This is a genomic window from Agrobacterium sp. SORGH_AS_0745, assembly GCF_030818995.1.
In the GTDB taxonomy this organism is placed as follows: Bacteria; Pseudomonadota; Alphaproteobacteria; order Rhizobiales; family Rhizobiaceae; genus Agrobacterium; species Agrobacterium tumefaciens.
Genome location: NZ_JAUTBI010000001.1, coordinates 55,742 through 73,982 on the forward strand (window position 1 = coordinate 55,742; position 18,241 = coordinate 73,982).

Sequence of the window (18,241 nt, forward strand, 5' to 3'; positions counted from 1 at the left end):
TCTCTGACAGGGCCGTAGAGGCGCTGAGTGTTTCAGCGACCTCGTAGATAATGTTCAGGCCTTCCGCTCGACGGCAAAAGGATCTCGTCTTAAGGACGGTGAGAGCCACGATTATGGTACTCTGTGTTTGTTATGGGAGAGACCGTTCGTTGACGATCGGCCGGGCCTACATCATAATCCAGACGTATCGGGAGACCGATGCGATAGCGACCTGCTGCCAAAATGGCGATGCATTCCGAATATAGGACGTTGTCCACCCCAATGGCGTACGGCTTACCCCGCCATTCGATGATCTGGTTCAAGCTGCGGATCACGCGTTCAGCTGGTAGCGAAAAATCCACCTCGATGCCGAGCCCCTCGCGGTTGAGATCGTCCAGGACGTTCAGCAGCCGGAACTGCCTGCCGTCCTCCAGGCTGTCGGCCATGAAGTCCATCGACCAGACCATGTTCGGTTGATCCGGGACGGCCAGCGTATCGGGTTTGTCCCGCTTCAAGCGCTTGCGGGGCTTGATCCGCAGGTTCAATTCCAGCTCGCGGTATATGCGGTAGACCCGTTTATGGTTCCAGCGATGTTCCCGGACATTGCGCAGGTAAAGGAAGCACAAGCCGAAGCCCCAGCTCTTCTTTGCCCGTGTCAGCCCGATGAGGAGATCGGCGATCTGCTCGTTCTCATCGTTCAGCTTGGCGCTATAACGATAGCAGGTTTCGCTGACTTCGAAGGTGCGGCAGGCGAGCGCAATGCTCACACCGCGCAACGCCACTGCTTTCCCGGCCATCTCTCGGCGTTGAGGCGGCCGCGTCACTTTTTTCACAGAGCCTCTTTAAGCAGTTCCGCCTGCATGCTCATCTCGGCATACATCTTCTTCAGCCGACGGGTCTCGTCCTCCAGAGCCTTCATCTGACTGATCATCGTTGCGTCCATGCCGCCATACTTCGAACGCCACTTGTAAAAGGAGGCGGCGCTCATCCCGTGTTCTCGGCATAGCTCGGGCACAGGAACACCGCCTCTGTCTGCCGCAGGATGGCCAATATCTGCGGTTCGCTAAATCTGCTCGTCTTCATCAAAATCTCCTCGATCATAAAGCCCGAGAAAATTCTACTTTTGGTAGCCCGTTAATTTGTGGGGGGGGGTTACCGTTACGGCACGCCTTCCTTCTGACGGCAGTTATCTGCCAAATTTACGAGGCCGTTTTTTACCTTTGGTCTGTCACCGCAGACAGGAAGGAAAGCCACAACCGATCCTTGTCGATTTCTTGTTGCACTACAAACTCTGCCATTCTGCCAATCGTTCGCACCGGCTTTACGATATCCTCGACGTGATGGTAATGTAGTCTGTCAGTGTAGTCGTCAAAAAAGATGCGACATCCCTTAGGGGCAAAAATTAACGAAGCAAGCAGGCACGCGACCCTAAATCTCCCATCAATCAAAATAAGATCAGGCTCAAAGTTAGTAAAACTTCGGGTATGCCATGGCGCTACAGCGTATCCATACCAGTTTTTCCAACGGGCCTCTGAAGAAGCAAAGCCCCACTCGCAAGTGTCACCAATATTTGAGTGAATCAGTTGAACATCAACGTTATGCGTGAGTTCTTTAGCGCGAATCTTGACGCCTCTTAACCATACCCAATCACTTTCAACACCCACCAACATACTGACTCCGGAATCCAGCGCCATTATCGTCGATCCGCCTGTCCCGAATTCCAAGTAGCAGTTAGACGACGACATAGCAGAACGTAAGGCGACGACGCATTCTGCTGGCATTGCTGGGACGGAGGGAATGGAAGGCGAATCGGTCAACGATGCAACAACCCTCTCGGGCCAGTCGATTTTGCCGGAACTCATAACGAACGCGCGTGGCACTGATATTCTGATGCGTTCGTTGAAATCTATTGACTTCGGAATATCGTGGTAAGCGACTCTAATTTCAAATCCGCTATTTTCCGTCACCTCCGGATGATGATCGCGAACGTCTGGCCGACCCGAGCGATTTATAAAGATTGCCGGCAAGGAGAGAGACCCAAGAGTGACAGCAAAGTCATCGGGGGAACTGCCAGCCCAAGAACACCAACCAGAGATCACCAATCCATGATCGGAGAACAAAACGTTCTCGACATTCCCTTTTGAATTCTCATTTTGTCGCGCTTCCATGTCCATCAATTTGCCGTCAGCTTCCGTCTGAAGTTTGCTGGTCCCACTCGTTGCCGCCGCCGGTTGCGATACCAAGTCTTGATCGTTCGCCATTCCAGACGCCGATTTGTTTCCGCAGAGAGTAGCTTTGATAAATGCAACATAGCTCTCTTCGAACGATTTCAAAATGTCACGCGTAGCTTTGCTTCCGAACTCTGTGGGTCGAGATGACGTAAATTTCACACAATCCAAAGGAAGCTCTGTTGGCTCGCGAAAGTCTTCCTCAGTAGATTTCAACAAAGAGCGGATTTCGCCAACCAACCTTCCTATGGTACCGTCTTTCATCCCAGCAAATTCGGTGTCTGCAATACTCTCAAAAGACGCCCCGTCCGCGATAAATCTTCTCGCTACCAGCTTTTCTCTATTTACTCGTAGCCTCTGATCCCGCGAATATTCCTTCAGATGCAACAGGTAAAGCGGCACTCTTTGGTTTTCAGAATACAGATCTGATGGGAACTGGATATTATGAATCAGAAAGTCGTTTGCATCAAGAAAACTCGTTGGGATTATAGGTTTACCCCACTTCAAACCTTGAACAATCGAACTTTGATCCGCGCCGATACGTGCTATCTGACTGGAGCCTCGAACGGTGTCTAACCATATGGAAGGGAGGGCTGATCCGCCTGCCTGATCTAGGGCGCTAATTATGCGATTTCTATCGTTCCCCAGTATTTGGTGTTCGGGAGCAAACAGGAGTTCATCTGTATCTACTAATATAGAATAAGGGGCGGCTTCTCCTATAGCCTTGTAGAATTCTGAGAAATAAAACCTATTGTGAATGATATTATGGAACCCAAAATTGGGATCGCTAACATACTTAAATATCACAACGTCATCCGCGACAGAATTATATATATTAATAACATCGGGATCCAAAGAGTTATTGTCAGCAATAACAATATCTTTAGGTTCGGCGATCGCAAGATAGTGCTTCATCCAGATCGGAAGCAGCGTAGAATCATCTTTTGTCTTCAAAATATACTTTATTGGAGACTTTTTTTTCCGAATCTTGTCACATATAATCTCCTGATCCTCAGGCCAGACCAAAATTCCCATTCTATACCGAAACCTTTTTTTGCTTCCCAATCAATTACTACACACTCGCTCTTGCAGTCCGATACCATGCTTAGACAGCGAAATTAAAGCCAGTTTCAATTTTATAAGACTTCGAACCATCTCTCGTGCATACAAGTGCAAAAATTCTTTCAAAAGCATGGGCAAGGGTTCCGTCCACTTGGCCGAGATCATGGCCGAAATCCCTCTCCGACAAATCACAGTCAAAAATCGGCATAAGGGTATCAAAAGCAAACCAGAACATGGTCCCTCCCACAAATTCTTTGTGCGTATAAGGAGCCACACCAAACATTTGAGCAAGAGTATCCAGATGAATCCTGTTGCCAGCAATCAAATCCGTATTACCGAGCGGCAAAAAAGCATTTTCGGGCGCGGCGATCGTGTAGTCCACGCTTCCAAAGAACTTTTCTTCTAACGCGGCTATTGCCTCTGAAGACAGAAGACCATTTATAAGGTCGTTACGCCATCGATCCCCATCGATACGATGGGTGGATTTCTTCGAATGAATCTTGCAAGCATAAACATAATTATCCTCTTTTATGTTTCGGCAAGCAGTAATAAACGGGAACACGTCCCTACCAATATTCTCGACGAGAAATGCTTTTCGCGGACGAAGTTGCTCGATTGCATACTGAACATCAGCAAGGCTCCACAGATTGGGCATCGTGATGATCAGGTCGGCATCGCACTCCAACCGTGCTCTGGACAACTCACGAGCAAACTCATCCACCAAATCTCTGTAGAAAATATGTAGAATGATAACCTTCTGCTTCGGCCAATTGGCGCGCTGATTATATTCGTAACAAAAAGATTTCAACTTTGAGTCGTCTAGTCCGTACTGCCGCTTTACGCTCCGCAACGCTGTCAGGTAGCCATAGCCATGTCTTCTATCGGGCTCGAGATACGCTCCTTCAGCCCATTCGTTCCAAGCATTAATGAAAACAAATTTCGCCTCGCCCTGTGATGAGGACGATTTAATGTATGCGCTTTCCAACCACTGCCGAAACAGCGAGGGAGATGATCCCACCATTACCTCGCCCCGTGATGGTTTGCGGGCTTCAGTGTCCCAGCCAACGAGGACACCGGGATGTATAACATGTTCTTCCACGCCATTTTCAGCGTCATAAATCGTTTTAGCGTAATTAACCGCGTCAGAATATGAATAAGCGTGGCCCTTATGATTTGGATCAAACCATGCCAACCCTTCGTCGATGTGCGGAACCTGAATGTTATGAGGCGGAAACTCATAGAGACCGTCAAGGCCAGACGCGGAAATATTTTTGTTTCCAAATGCGTTAGCCGCTAAGATGTGCAGCCCCGCGAAACCTGCTGCAATTGCCATATCTCTCCACATCGCAGCGGTTCTATCAAACTCTGGAATTAAATCAGGTCTGTAAATCAGGATCAGCGGTTTGCCATCGATATTGATGTAGCGGTCATCCTTGAAGTAGCGGAGCCAGTCACGAAATACGGCAGCTGAATCCTCATCGGTATGGTTTTGGGCGATTAGGATGTCTGACTCCAGGCCGTCCCACCGTCTCGTCCAGTTCTCATTTGCCCAGCACAGACAAAATTCCAAGTTTAGATCCTTGGCAGCGAGGAATTGGTCAACCGGTCGCTCTAGTAGGCGATGGCCGGAAAACCAATAGTAATAAAAGCAGAATGCGTCCAAACCGTAGGTATTGGCTAATTCTACCTGCCGCTCGAGAGTTTCTATCGCCCTCAAATCATAGAACCCCAGTTCGGCAGGCAATCTAGGTTGATAGTGACCCGCAAAACGCGCGACGGCCTTAGACACATTTGTCCACTCCGTGAAACCCTTGCCCCACCAAGCGTCATTTTCAGGAATAGGATGCATTTGAGGTAAATAAAACGCAATCGCTTTAACATCGTTATTTAGATCACCGGCGGAATCTGTCGCGAGCCCAGCATACTCGTGATAATACCTACCGTCCTGGCAAGCATACAGCCTAGCTTCATATTCAATCTTGTAGGTGTTCTCGATAGTGGCTTCCCGGCCACTTTCCAATTTGTATATTTGATCACTTTTCGTAAAAGTTGGGATAAGGTCTACAGCATGGAAATGATATTTCGATGCCGCATCTCCACTGGCCTCGTCTCCGGCAATATACTTCTTTATTTGCGGCGGCACGAAGTGACTGACTGCGCGCTTGAAATTGATGAGCCGAAGCTTTTGTGCGCGGACAATGAACAGATCATCTATGCTAAATTCGCATAACGTTTCAGTCGGATCTAATCTGAGGTCGATCACGTTGCGAGTGGATTTGAAATGGATAAACCACTTGGTCGCGCTGATTCTATATGCATTGAACCGTGAATCTTGTCCCTCGGTGAAACCATTTCCTACATTGACATACAATGAAGGCGGTCCAAAACGACCGACTACATTACTTACCTCAAAAAATAGGTAATACTCATCTCGCTTCAGCCTCAGAGGCAATCCATTAATGTCGAGAAGAGATATCTGCGGGTCTTCACTGGTCGACCGAAATGCACGTGCGGTCCCATGATCGATTTCTATTATGTTTGCAAGGGTTTTTAGCTCAGGGCGAATTATCGTCATGGGTCCTACACAATCTGTATTTGCATTATTTTTTACTAATTTCTAAGCTCCGCCGTGACAAGTCGAGATCAGTATTTTTTCGTAAAATCCTTTCACGCACTACCAAATCACTAAGGATCCAAATGAAAGAACCGCCGGACTGAGCGCCATTAGAGGAGCACGATTTTTTCACCGACTCGATTTCCTGTCCGCTAGGGTTGAAACGCAGAGCATGTGTCTTTGTGATCACGTCAGGACACCCGTCTGGTCAGGCGCGGCAGCTAGTTCCCAACATTTATATATTCAAACCCCTGCGCGGCAACTTCGTCCGTGCGGTAGATATTGCGCAGATCCACCAGAACGGGGTTTTTCATGATGGCCTTCAGGCGCGGCAGATCGAGTGCGCGGAACTGGTTCCATTCCGTCACGATCACGAGGGCATCGGCGCCTTCGGCAGCCTCGTAGGGACCGCTGGCATAGTCGATACCCTCGATCACATGGCGGGCATTCACCATTCCCTCCGGATCGTAGCCGACCACCTTGGCGCCGCCGTCCTGGAGGGTCTGGATGATGGCAATCGCCGGGCTGTCGCGCATATCGTCGGTATTGGGCTTGAATGTCAGGCCAAGGACGGCGATCTTCTTGCCGCGCACGTCGCCACCCACCGCGTTGATGACCTTGCGGCCCATGGCGCGCTTGCGGTTGTCGTTGATGGCAATGGTGGTCTCGATCAGCCGCACAGGGGCGTCATAGTCCTGTGCGGTCTTGGCAAGCGCCAGCGTATCCTTGGGGAAACAGGAGCCGCCATAACCGGGGCCGGCATGCAGGAACTTCGCGCCGATGCGGCCATCGAGGCCGATGCCGCGCGAAATATCCTGAACATTGGCGCCGACCTTTTCGCACAGATCCGCCATTTCGTTGATAAAGGTGATCTTCATCGCCAGAAAGGCGTTGGCGGCATATTTGATCAGTTCCGAAGTGCGCCTGGTGGTGAAGAGCAAAGGCGACTGGTTGAGATAGAGCGGACGGTAAACCTCCGTCATCACCGGGCGGGCGCGCTCGTCGGAAAGACCGACGACGATGCGGTCCGGTCGCTTGAAATCCTCGATGGCCGCGCCTTCCCGCAGAAATTCCGGGTTGGAAACCACGGCAAAATCGGCCGAAGGGTTTTCTTCGCGGATGATGCGTTCCACCTCGTCCCCCGTGCCGACGGGAACGGTGGACTTGGTGACGATGACGGTGAAGCCTTCAAGCGAATGGGCGATTTCTTTCGCCGCCGCATAGACATAACCGAGATCGGCGTGGCCGTCGCCGCGCCGCGAGGGCGTGCCGACCGCGATGAACACGACATCGGCATTGGCAACCGCGGAGGGGAGGTCGGTGGTGAAGCTCAATCGGCCCGCCTTGGCGTTGTTGGCAACGATGACCTCCAGACCCGGTTCGAAGATCGGGATATGGCCGCTTTTCAGCGCTTCGATCTTCTCCGGCATCTTGTCCACGCAGATCACGTCATGGCCGAAATCGGCAAAACACGCACCGGAAACAAGGCCGACATAACCGGCACCGATCATCACTATCTTCATTCCACCAGCCCACTTAGAAAACAGAATTTCGCAAAAACCACGTTATGATTGCGGTTTCAATACCTACACCTCAAGATAGTAGAGTCATGCCAATCTTCATTGATGCTGTCTCTCGGGGTTCACACAAGCCGACGAATCTGAATCGATAGCGCAAACAGCAGGTTTGCGATGAGTTCAGCAATTTCTTTGCGATCAGACTTTGGCGGGGACGGGCTGCGGATTCAGGTCCGACAGACAACGGATACCGACGAGGCGCGTTGGGTCCTGGCGCTTGCATCGATCTATGATGGCGGCTTTCGCGCTGATGCTGCACGGCTCGGCAGCGTCACTCTGCAGATCGTGCGAGAATGGCGGGGACGGTTCAACGCGCGCGGTCCCGATGGGCTGATCAACGGCAAGGCTCCGGGCAAGCCGTCACTGTTGAACGAAGGTCAGCTCACGGCCTTGGCGCAAGCCATTGAGTGAGGCCCTACATCTCTCGACGGCGTCGCGCCCTGGCGTTATGTGATCTGGCCCAGTGGCTTGGGGAGGAATTCCGCGTCTAGGTGAGTGAGCAGACTTTGAGCCGTGAAGTGCGCTCGATGGGCTACCGCAAACTCTCGGCTCGCCCGAGGCATCATGCGCAGGATGCCGAGGAAGCCGAGGTGTTTAAAAACACTTCCCCGCCGCAGTGGCAGATGTCGCCGTCGGTCCCGCCAAGGGCAAGGAGATCGAAATCTGGTTTCAGGACGAAGCGCGGATTGGGCAGAAGAAAAAGATCACCCGTCGCTGGGTCAACCGTGGATCAAGGCCATCCGCACCGCACGACCAGCGAACCCGCTCGGCCTTTTTCGCCGACGCGATCTGCCCCAAACACGGCAAGGCCGCCGCTCTCGTCATGCCATGTCCAACAACTTAGCCGTCCCCGAAACCATCGCCATCCTACCCCTGCCGCTGAAATCACCCGAACTCAATCCCGTAGAAAACATCCAGTCATGCGTGAAAACTGGCTATCGAACCGCGTCTTCAAATCCGACGAGGATATCGTCGACCACTGCTGCCACGCTTGGGGAACACTGCAAGACCGACCTTGAAAGATCATGTCCATCGGTCAGCGGCAATGGGCTCATAGGTTCTGATCAATGAGGGTTCGTATCACTCATGTGCATCACGACTCCGAGGTAATGATCGAAGTCATGACATTAAGATGCCTGCGTCATACTACTCAGTGTTCCGGCTGTGGCGCGCACTCAATGCGGAAACTAAAGTCTTTTAAAAATTTCAGGGGCTTCTTGAGCAACGAGGCCCGATTCTGCCAGAAGACGATTGATTGTCAGCGCTGTTGGATGATATCTCCAGTTGCGTTGATGGATGTGACTTCCCTTTTTGCGGCATCCCACTACGACCGAACAATGCTTAGTTTCCAAACAGACAGGAATTTGATGAAAGTCTTTCCTAATATGTCGGCGAGTTTTCTATCGCTTCTTAGCCGACTTTCATCTTGGGTCTCGAACACTGCAACCCACAACGCTGGTTCAGCCAACGAAGACAAAGTGAACGCCGGGGTCTTCGCACAATTTGAGATGCGGCAACCTAGTCACCAAAATGCTATTGATGCGATACCGGGCTGGAGCTCCTCCTTTCCGGTTCCGGGGCTGCAGGCAGGCAATGTTCCGCTATTTCAGGATGGACGGATATTGTCCGCGCTAAATGCCTATGGATCGCTCGAAGGGGCCGAAGTCCTCGAGGTCGGCCCTCTCGAGGCAATGCACACGTTCATTCTCAACAAACAGCGGCCCGCCAACATCGACGCAATTGAAGCCAATCAATCATGTTTTTTGCGGTGTCTTGTAACTAAGGAAATCCTAAAGCTTGATAAAGCTTCGTTTTATCTCGGCGATATCCAGAAATGGCTCCAGAGCACTCAAAAGACATACGATTTTGCTCTTGCCTCCGGCGTCCTTTATCACATGCCAGATCCGGGAGAGTTTCTTCATCTACTTTCCAAACGTGCCAATGCACTGTTTATTTGGACTCATTTCTTCGATGAAAGTGCTATGCCACCTTCGGATGTCCGTAGGCGTCCATTCAGCGGCAAGATCGAACTGCGCTCGGTGGCTGGTATGGACCTTCACTACCACGAGCGGAGTTACCAGAACGCGGACCAGAACGCCTCGTTCTGCGGGGGCATGAAGGATCGCCATTTTTGGCTAGAAAGAAGTGAAATAATATCGCTGCTCGAGCGTTTGGGGTATTCGAAAATTGAAATTCAGGCCATAGACAACAATCATCCTGGTGGCCCATGCTTTTCGGTATTCGCCAGACGATAGTTAAGTCTAGGGTGGTGACTTTAGGTGTAAGAGCGGACTCGGACGATTGCTGTTCAACGTCGAATATGATCATGGGAGCGTCATAGAGGGGTACTTGATCCCCGACGGCTTTTCTGAAGAAGCTACGATCTTCGTCACTATGGACGATGGCAGAGACGTGGCAATTGCGTGTGACCAACCGAAACCAGCTGTCGTGCAATCAGGTCGCCATGCGACCGGGATGGTTGGGTTCCGGATTGATGCAACCCGAATTTTGGATCTCGCCAAGCAGCGGAGACTATCTATTCGAGATTCAAAAACGGGCCTCCTGATCTATCGTCGTTCGCCGATCGACAATCCGGTTCAACACAAGATTTTGCGTCTTGAGCTTAGCATTTTGCCGATGATGAAGTTCGACGCTTTTTGTGAAGAAAGTTTTCAGTACGCTATTTCAGGCGTAGAACGTTTTGGTCACGAAACGACAATGCAGGCATTTCACCTCAATGCAGGGTCGTCGGTCTATATCAGCGGCAGGATTCTGCTGCGCAACTACGAAGACTTCCTTGACAGGGGATTCCAGGCTATCGCCGATATTCCCGACCCGTACTACGAGATGGCTTGCCGCCTCTTTACCCTCAATCGCCTCACCAGAAGCATGCCAAATTTCCTTGGAGATCGTGATCGACTGATCTTATCCCCTGCTGCTGAATACTTTTCTGAAATTAACTTAGCGGATGACCGGGCATTGAAACGTGCGTTACAGAAGGCACCGGATAAGGTCCGACGGGTGCTGATTTCACCCATCACACAGCAATTCGTCTGTACATATCCCGAGCAAAGAATAACACGTAAAGATATTGCGCCGGCGATCGGCGCACTTGCCCGCTTTACCGTTGTTGGTCATGGAGACAATAGCGTTCATTTCCAACAAGGCGTGGGGGAGCTTCTTTCTGTACCTCCCATTGACGTCCCTGTGGTCAGCAAGCACTCTATCCTCAAAGATTTGGCCTTGAGGTTACGCCAAATACCTGTTGCTGAGACGATGCTGGAAGAAGATCTCATCTTCGACCACTATGTGCGCCAAGCTGTTGCGCCGGATGTTAAGGTGCAGGGATGACCGATACGATTACGAAGTCCGCGAAAACCAAAGCGGAAACCGATCAAATTCCGCTCGAACTTCAAGAGACACCAAAAACGACGGGGTGGCTTCGTCTCTATGAGTCGGGAAGAAGGCGTCTACTCACGAAGGCTCCGCCCCAGATCGAGATCGAGACCGCAAACGAACCCGAGCTCCAACATGGCGGCAAGACGCCATGGGGTCTTATTTCATTTGTGCTGCTTGTTCTAATTCCGTTCTTGGCATCGCTGATATATTTCATCTTGATTGCGTCCGATCAATATACATCGGAGGCCCGCTTCGCCGTGCGATCCTTGGCAGATGATGGTTCAAGTGAAAGGGTCGATACCGGGATCATGAGCATGCAGTCGTCCTCCCAGGACGCGTATGTTGTGACGAGTTTTATCCACTCGGCTGAAATTTTACGACGCCTGGACGGCAAAATTGACTATCGGGCTATTTTTCAGCGAGATGACGCGGATTTTTTGGCGCGGTTCGACAAGCGTGGCTCTCATGAAGACTTCCTGAAATACTGGATGAAACACGTAGTAGCCTACATCGACGGACCCTCCGGGATTATCATCTTGAAGGTTCAGACCTTTACACCCGAGGATTCTGTGAACCTTGCCAAAGCTATCCTCGAAGAAAGCGAAAAGCTCGTCAATGAACTGACGGTTCGCGCGCGCGAAGATATGATGTCGAGTTTTCGCGACGAAGTAGAACGAACGGATCGCTTGTACCAAGCGGCACTTGGTAACCTGAACCGATTCCAACAAGGTAGCGGTCTTCTGAATCCGACCGAACAGGCTCAACAGAAAGGTACTTTGCTCACTGGGCTGTTAGGCAGAAAGCTCGAAATGGAAAGCCAAATTTTTGTGCTGCGCCAAGCTAAAAATACGGATTCTCCGCGCTATCGACAACTGAGCCTTAGCCTTGAAAGCATCAATCAGCAGATCGATGGTATCCGTGCACAGATTACGGGCGGGGCCGACGCTTCGCTCGCCAATGTCATATCGAATTTTTCGGTAGTTGAGACAGATCGCGTGGTGGCGGAGAAGCTCTATGAAGCCGCGAGACGAAACTATGATCAGGCATTTGCCGCGGCTCTTCGGAAGGCACTTTATCTCACGGTGTTCGTCAATCCGGCCTTGCCAGAAGAGGCGCTCTATCCGCGTCGCTTCCTTTCGCCTGTTCTGATTATGCTTGGATTGCTCACAGCCTGGACCATTCTCGCGCTTGCCTGGGCGTCGGTTGAAGATCACAGGCTCTAGAACAAAATGATCCGTTTTCAGAATGTTTCGAAACACTTCAAAACCCAAAGCCACAAGAAAGTAATTCTCGATCGGGTGAGCCTCGAATTCGAACGCGGTTATTCCTATGGAATCCTCGGCGTCAATGGTGCTGGCAAATCAACAACCATGCGCATGATAGCAGGAACAATACTGCCGAACTCTGGTCATATCAGCAAAAACGTTCGCGTCTCCTGGCCGCTCGGCTTTGCCGGCGGTTTCAACTCTGCAATGACCGGCAAAGAGAACCTCAATTTCGTCGCCAGGGCATATGGTGAAAATCCCGAACGCGTCTCAAGGTTCGTAGAAGAATTTGCAGAACTGGGTGACTATATCAACGCGCCTGTTCGGACCTATTCATCTGGCATGGGTGCTCGTCTTGCCTTTGGTCTTTCCATGGCCATCGAGTTCGAATGTTATCTTGTCGACGAAGTCACGGCCGTTGGCGACGCACGCTTCCAAAAACGTTGCAAGGAGGCATTTGACAGCAGGCGTAGGAATTCTGACATCATCATGATTTCTCACGGTATGGAGACGATAAAGGCTTATTGCGAAAAAGCTTTTTTGCTCGTGGATGGCCGAATGATGTATTACGATGACGTTGAGCTTGGAATCGAAGCCTATTACCGCCTCAACAGATAGCTATCTATCGCGACGCGATACATTATGGAGGCTTATTTGGCGCCGCAGAATGAAAGCAGCAATGGACCGGTGAGCGGGCTTGAGGCCAGTAGAGTTATTTCCCAGCGACTGACTTCGTCAGCGCGTAAACTCCGCTTTTCAACCTCTTCAAGAAGCAGCCTTTTTAAGGCAGTCGGCCTTCGGCCTAGGCTGGGTGACCGACTTTTCACAGCGACCGTGCTCTTATTTGCCGTCCTTCTTTTTGCCATTCCGAACGTAACCGCATTGCTTTATTATGGCATCTTTGCTTCCGATCAATATGAATCGGAAACTCGTTTTACTGTCCGTTCCTCGACACCGGCCCTCGGCAGAGACCAGATTGCGCGAGTGACCGGCGTTCCTTCTGCAAAAATCGTCCAGGACACTCAAATTGTAACTAACTTCATCAACAGCCACGAAATGATCGATATGTTGCGTGACCGCAACATTGACCTGCAGAAGCTTTTTGGTAGTGCCGACATTGACTGGTGGGCTCGCCTCCCCGGCGATGCAACTGCCGAGGAGACGAGGGATTACTGGGCGCATATGGTCACAGCGACCGTCAATGCATCAAGCGGGATTGTCACGGTAAAGGCCAGGGCTTTTGCTGCCCGGGATGCAGCACTTCTGGTAGGCGAGATCGTGAAAGCGTCCGAGGTTGTTGTGAACCAGGTTAACAATCGTATATGGAAAGATGTCATTGCAACCGCCGAGACAAACCTTGAAAACGCAAAACAACAACTTCAAAAGGCTCGCGAAACGGTCGCTGCGGCCCGCAATCGAGAAGGCGTTTTGAGCGTCAGCAGTAGCTCCCAGATTATCACGACTTTGATCGGAACAATCGAGAATGAACGGTTAAATCTTCAACAGCAATATAATTCGCAGATTGCGGTTGTCTCCGCTGATTCGCCGCAAATGCGCGTGCTGAAACGCGAAATCAGCAGCAAGGAACAGCAGCTCTCCGATCTCAATGCGCAACTCGCCGGCATCGGGAGTGAGCGTAGTCTAGCAGACGTATCACAGGACCTTTCACAGCTTGAATTGGCCCAAAACCTTGCCGAACAACAGTTCTCGTCCAGTGTCAGGACACTTGAGCAGGTCCGTTTTATCAGCAAACAACAGCTTCTCTATCTTGACAGTTTTCTCGCACCGCGTGTTCCGGATGAAGCGAACTATCCGAAGCGTCTTCTCTGGATAAGCCTGACCGCCATTGCTAGCTTGATCACTTGGGCTACAGCGACCAGTTTGCTTTACTTTGCCCGCAGCCGTCTGATGCAATGAAGTCCTATGGCTGACAGCTCAATCCGACAACGCCTTTATGCTGCATTGCCGAAACCGACGGCAAGAGTGGGCCCGATCAACAATGAAATATCAATCCGGCGCCTGCTGGTGCTTCGCAATGGGCCAAACCCTACCTTCAGTTACTATCTTGAAGAGAGGCTTAAACGAACGCCCATTCCCGCAGAAATACGCAATCTCGACGAGTTCCTCGGTGACGTCGATCCTGACGGCCTTTTTGTGATCGTTTGTCGATATATCAGACCTCGACAGTTACTTTGGATGTACAGGCATCGAAAAAGTTTCGCAGGGACCAGTCTCATGATCGATGACGATATTGCCGCAACTGTCGTCGACAAGGAGGGAACGCTCGGGTACAAGGCGTACTTGGCTGCGATCGGGCTTGTGCCCATCCCTGTCCTAAACAATATCCTGTCTGATATATGGGTCTCGACTCCCCGCCTCGCTGACAGATTGAAGAGGGACGACGCGCGTCAACCCGTTGTTCTTCCACCCTTCCCACCCGCTGACACCTACACACCTTCGCCACTCGAAGGCGATGGGAAAGAGGTGAAAATGGCGTTTCATTCAACGGGCAACCACGATCTGGAACATGAATTTCTCGTCCCAATTGTGCGAGATGCTCTGGCGCTGTGTCCCAACCTGTCATTCGAAGTAACGGCGTCATCGCATCGGCTGGAACGATTATGGACCAGTGCAAGACTTCCCTCACGGCGCTTGACCGTAAAATCTCACAGGAGTTGGAACCAGTACCTGTCTGAGACGAAACAACAGCATATTGATATTCTGCTGGTTCCTCTCTTACAGAGCAGAATGAACAATGTCAGATCCGGCACGAAACGTTTCGATTGCGCTCGCATGGGAGCCGCGGCAATTTTTTCTAGTGGACAAGTCTACGGTGAGGCCGAATCCGCCGGCGAGATATTGATTGAGAACAACTCAAGAATTTGGCTAGAAACAATTCTCAACCTTGCGAGGAACAGCGAGCTGCGACGCAAGGCCAGAAATGCCACCGAAGCTTCGATTATGGCCCATCTCGCGAAAACTCCAAGCCAGTTCCCGTTCCACCGGAATGAGCAGAGATCCCAGGACACCTGAATGACAGGGCATAATGCTATTGAGCGGACGAGTATCCGCAATGCACTTTCCGAAAAAAAAAATGTGATGACAGCTGTCATCCTTCGGGATATGCGCAGCCGCTTTTTCAATCACGGGCTAGGGTTTTTGCTCGTCTCCCTGTGGCCTCTCGCTCATATGCTTATTCTGTTAACCATCTATACGGTAATGGGCCGTAAAGCGCCGTATGGTGACAGCCTGAACGTATTTTTTGCGACAGGATTAATCCCGACGCTGGCGTTCATGTACGTTTCGCGATTCATGTCGCTGTCGCTGATCATGAACCGCACTATGCTATCGTTTCCCGTTGTTACGGTAGTCGACATTATGATGGCACGCGCTTTTCTGGAAGTCGTGGCCGCAGCTCTGACATTATTTTTTATGTTCATGATTTTGCTCGCACTTGGCGACAATCCCTTTCCGGCAGATCCTTTCGAGGCGGTATATGCCTATCTTGCAATTATTCTGCTAGCAGTCGGTGTCGGTTTCCTTGCCGGTGTAATCGCAATGTTCGCGCCCTTTTTCGTAACGATCTATGCGCTGACTATGATCGTTGTCTACATCTCATCTGGCACCCTTTTTGTTTCTGCTGCTCTTCCCGAGCGCATTGCTTACATTCTGTCCTGGAACCCGGCCTTCCATGCAGTGGAATGGATGCGTCTTGCCTATTACCCGGGGTACAGCGACAAATGGCTAGACAGGAACTATATCATTGGTTTTGGTGCAATATCTTTGTGTTCCGGCCTCTTTCTGGAAAGGGTGCTGAGAATGAAAATGCTGGAAGGATAATAGATATGACATTGCGAATTCGCTCCAGCAGAGATCTTATTTCAATCAATCTTATCGATCCCAACCGGTGGGAAAGCACCGGCGACGACCCATTTTTTGATATCCGCTTCAACACCCTTCGAAAGCCAATACTGGTCGCGTTTCTCCGTACAACGGATGGAGAGATGATCGAGCCAAAAGTCTACCTGAACAGGGGGCACGGTTACCGAGAGCGCGATACAGTGCAGCACGAACCCGGCCACAGTTTCATTGTAACCGCAGATGTTGGACGTTTGGGTTTAGTGAAGTCCCTGCGGATAGATCCATCGGCTCAACCTGGGGAGTTCTCATTCCAGATAGAGGCCTTTCCAAACTGGGATAGCGCAGAACATGTGATCAAGCTCAGAATGGAAGCCGATATGCAGAGCGCGAAACGCTGGGATATCGGCCGACTGCCGCGGTTTCGGCTCAAGCTGCCATCGCCTCGCCTCCGACATGCTAAATCACAGGTCCTAGAATTTATCGATACACAGTATGGACTGGCGCAAAAACTACACGTTGCTCGCCCTGAGCCAAATGACAATGTATGGCTCAGTATTGTAGTCCCGGTTTATAATGCCCCGAAGCGCTACCTCGACGATCTCGTGAAGTCATTCGAGACGCAGCACACAGAGGGCGTCGAACTGATTCTCAGTGACGACGCCTCGACCTCAGAAGAGACGTTGCGATTTTATGAGGTACTGGCCAAGCGCAACACCATCAAGATTGCTCGTAGTGGCGTGAATAGAGGTATCGCCAACGCGACGAACGAGGGCCTCGCTCTGGCTTCAGGCACGTGGGTGACGTTGCTCGACCATGATGACCTTATCGCTCCGCATGCTTTGAAGATGATTGCTGCGACGATCGTTGCAAACCCTCAATGCCAATTCCTCTATACGGATGAGGTTGTCGTCAATGATCGCCTTGTTCCTGATGGATTAATGCTGAAGCCTGCCTTCGACCCGGTCCTGCTGACGGGCGTGAATTACATCAACCACTTCTCAGTTTATCGTCATGATCGTTTACGTAGGATTGGATATCTCAGAACGGCTTTCGATGGGTCGCAGGATTATGATCTTCTGTTGCGTTATCTTGAGGGGATTCCAGAGCAGCATGTTATCCATATCCCCTATCCTGCCTATTGGTGGCGCCGGACCGGCCAGACCTACTCCCGCCGTTTTATGGATAAAGCGACTGAAGCCGCGCGTCTTGCACTTTCAGAGAGATTTCAGCGCGAAGGCCAGGTGATCAAAGTCGTCCCGGCCCTAACCGAAACCCTCCACCGCGTGGAGTTTTCTCTTCCCAAAGGACTCGACTGGCCGAAAATTTCGATCATCATCCCTAGTAGAGATAGTTTCGACCTCATAAGCACTGTCCTCAAAGGACTGTTTGAGGAAACAGATTACCAAAACCTAGAGGTCATTGTTATTGACAATGGAACCACTGATCGACGCGTTCTGGAACTATATCGAAGCTACACGGAATCAAAAAAGAACTTCTCAGTCACCATAGCCGAAGAGGCTTTTAATTTCGCCCGGGCGATAAATCGCGGGATGGAAAAGTCCTCTGGCGAACACTTCCTGATACTCAATAACGATATTGAAGTTATCGATGCAGGTTGGCTGAAAGAAATGGTCTCGTGCCTGAAATTTGACGCCACGGGGATTGTCGGCGCCAAGCTTCTATATCCTAATAAGAAAATTCAACATGCTGGAGTGATTGTTGGTTTTGGCGGATTAGCTGGGCACTGGTATCTCAACAAGCCAGCCAATTTCGGAGGACCAATGAATCGACTGCATTTGCGAAACTCGGTAACGTGTGTGACTGGCGCTGCAATGTTGATATCCGGAGATTGTAAGGAGATAGTTGGTTCTTGGGACGAAGAGAATTTCGCCGTCGCATATAACGATGTTGACTATTGCATCAGGGCCCATAAGGCGGGCTTCAGGATTGTGTGGACGCCGTTTGCGTGCATGTACCATCATGAGTCAGCCTCTCGTGGGTCAGATCTCGTTGGAGACAAGAAACGCCGTTTCGAACAGGAAAAAGAAAACCTGCGCCTATTGCACGGCACTGATACATTTGACGATCCTTCTATCAATCCAGGCTACGAAAAGAGGCATTCGACGCCAGGTTTGGAGTTGCCCGTTCACCTTGCGCCTGCCCGCGCAGGTCTTAGGATCCAGCCCACGCGCGATCGTAACCAGATTAGTTCTGCAACAGCGCGAGACAGGCCGACAGAGAGAGATGGATAACCTC

General features: G+C 50.9%; 11 protein-coding genes and 2 pseudogenes. 9 read left to right on the top strand and 4 right to left on the bottom strand.

The window, feature by feature from the left end; genetic code table 11:
* Positions 1–248: 248 nt before the first annotated feature.
* The 4 genes and pseudogenes from QE432_RS00325 to QE432_RS00340 all read right to left on the bottom strand — a co-directional run.
* A pseudogene (locus tag QE432_RS00325) lies at positions 249–1,062 on the bottom strand (IS3 family transposase); the annotation flags it as partial.
* A gap of 131 nt (positions 1,063–1,193) precedes the next feature.
* Complete coding sequence (locus QE432_RS00330) at positions 1,194–3,242, bottom strand: hypothetical protein (RefSeq protein WP_306622754.1); 2,049 nt, start codon at positions 3,240–3,242, stop codon at positions 1,194–1,196.
* Positions 3,243–3,312: 70 nt separating this feature from the next.
* Positions 3,313–5,844, bottom strand: a complete 2,532-nt coding sequence (locus QE432_RS00335; protein ID WP_306622757.1) for a glycoside hydrolase family 99-like domain-containing protein — start codon at positions 5,842–5,844, stop codon at positions 3,313–3,315.
* A gap of 260 nt (positions 5,845–6,104) precedes the next feature.
* A complete protein-coding gene (locus tag QE432_RS00340) occupies positions 6,105–7,406 on the bottom strand; it encodes a UDP-glucose dehydrogenase family protein (protein ID WP_306622760.1) in 1,302 nt (433 codons plus the stop codon).
* 168 nt (positions 7,407–7,574) lie between these two features.
* Between QE432_RS00340 and QE432_RS00345 the strand changes: the two are divergent.
* The 9 genes and pseudogenes from QE432_RS00345 to QE432_RS00385 all read left to right on the top strand — a co-directional run bounded on the left by QE432_RS00345 (position 7,575) and on the right by QE432_RS00385 (position 18,237).
* Positions 7,575–8,479: pseudogene (locus QE432_RS00345) on the top strand (IS630 family transposase).
* Positions 8,480–8,827: 348 nt separating this feature from the next.
* Positions 8,828–9,715: a class I SAM-dependent methyltransferase gene (locus QE432_RS00350; protein WP_306622762.1), complete on the top strand. Its 888-nt coding sequence runs from the start codon at positions 8,828–8,830 to the stop codon at positions 9,713–9,715.
* A 46-nt stretch (positions 9,716–9,761) separates the two neighbouring features.
* Positions 9,762–10,811 (top strand): hypothetical protein, encoded by a 1,050-nt coding sequence (locus QE432_RS00355; protein ID WP_111801878.1) that lies wholly within the window; start codon positions 9,762–9,764, stop codon positions 10,809–10,811.
* On the top strand, positions 10,808–12,082 hold the full coding sequence (locus QE432_RS00360) for a capsule biosynthesis protein (RefSeq protein WP_153793739.1): 1,275 nt from the start codon (positions 10,808–10,810) through the stop codon (positions 12,080–12,082). The genes QE432_RS00355 and QE432_RS00360 overlap by 4 nt, the downstream gene beginning before the upstream one ends.
* A 6-nt stretch (positions 12,083–12,088) precedes the next feature.
* Positions 12,089–12,742 carry an ABC transporter ATP-binding protein gene (locus QE432_RS00365; protein WP_306622768.1) on the top strand — a complete coding sequence of 218 codons (654 nt, stop codon included), beginning with the start codon at positions 12,089–12,091 and terminating at the stop codon, positions 12,740–12,742.
* A 36-nt stretch (positions 12,743–12,778) separates the two neighbouring features.
* Positions 12,779–14,041: a capsule biosynthesis protein gene (locus QE432_RS00370; RefSeq protein ID WP_306622771.1), complete on the top strand. Its 1,263-nt coding sequence runs from the start codon at positions 12,779–12,781 to the stop codon at positions 14,039–14,041.
* 6 nt (positions 14,042–14,047) lie between these two features.
* Positions 14,048–15,157 carry a hypothetical protein gene (locus QE432_RS00375; RefSeq protein WP_306622774.1) on the top strand — a complete coding sequence of 370 codons (1,110 nt, stop codon included), beginning with the start codon at positions 14,048–14,050 and terminating at the stop codon, positions 15,155–15,157.
* The gene (locus QE432_RS00380; protein ID WP_065660361.1) at positions 15,158–15,964 is read left to right on the top strand and encodes an ABC transporter permease; all 807 of its coding nucleotides are present in this window, start codon (positions 15,158–15,160) and stop codon (positions 15,962–15,964) included.
* A gap of 5 nt (positions 15,965–15,969) precedes the next feature.
* Entirely contained in the window at positions 15,970–18,237 is a 2,268-nt protein-coding gene (locus tag QE432_RS00385) for a glycosyltransferase (protein ID WP_306622780.1), read from the top strand.
* The last annotated feature ends 4 nt before the right edge of the window (positions 18,238–18,241 follow it).

Bases quoted from the DNA above. Each gene is read 5' to 3' on its own strand.
- QE432_RS00330 (WP_306622754.1), bottom strand. From the start codon at position 3,242: ATGGGAATTTTGGTCTGGCCTGAGGATCAGGAGATTATATGTGACAAG.
- QE432_RS00335 (WP_306622757.1), bottom strand. From the start codon at position 5,844: ATGACGATAATTCGCCCTGAGCTAAAAACCCTTGCAAACATAATAGAA.
- QE432_RS00340 (WP_306622760.1), bottom strand. From the start codon at position 7,406: ATGAAGATAGTGATGATCGGTGCCGGTTATGTCGGCCTTGTTTCCGGT.
- QE432_RS00350 (WP_306622762.1), top strand. From the start codon at position 8,828: ATGAAAGTCTTTCCTAATATGTCGGCGAGTTTTCTATCGCTTCTTAGC.
- QE432_RS00360 (WP_153793739.1), top strand. From the start codon at position 10,808: ATGACCGATACGATTACGAAGTCCGCGAAAACCAAAGCGGAAACCGAT.
- QE432_RS00365 (WP_306622768.1), top strand. From the start codon at position 12,089: ATGATCCGTTTTCAGAATGTTTCGAAACACTTCAAAACCCAAAGCCAC.
- QE432_RS00375 (WP_306622774.1), top strand. From the start codon at position 14,048: ATGGCTGACAGCTCAATCCGACAACGCCTTTATGCTGCATTGCCGAAA.
- QE432_RS00380 (WP_065660361.1), top strand. From the start codon at position 15,158: ATGACAGGGCATAATGCTATTGAGCGGACGAGTATCCGCAATGCACTT.
- QE432_RS00385 (WP_306622780.1), top strand. From the start codon at position 15,970: ATGACATTGCGAATTCGCTCCAGCAGAGATCTTATTTCAATCAATCTT.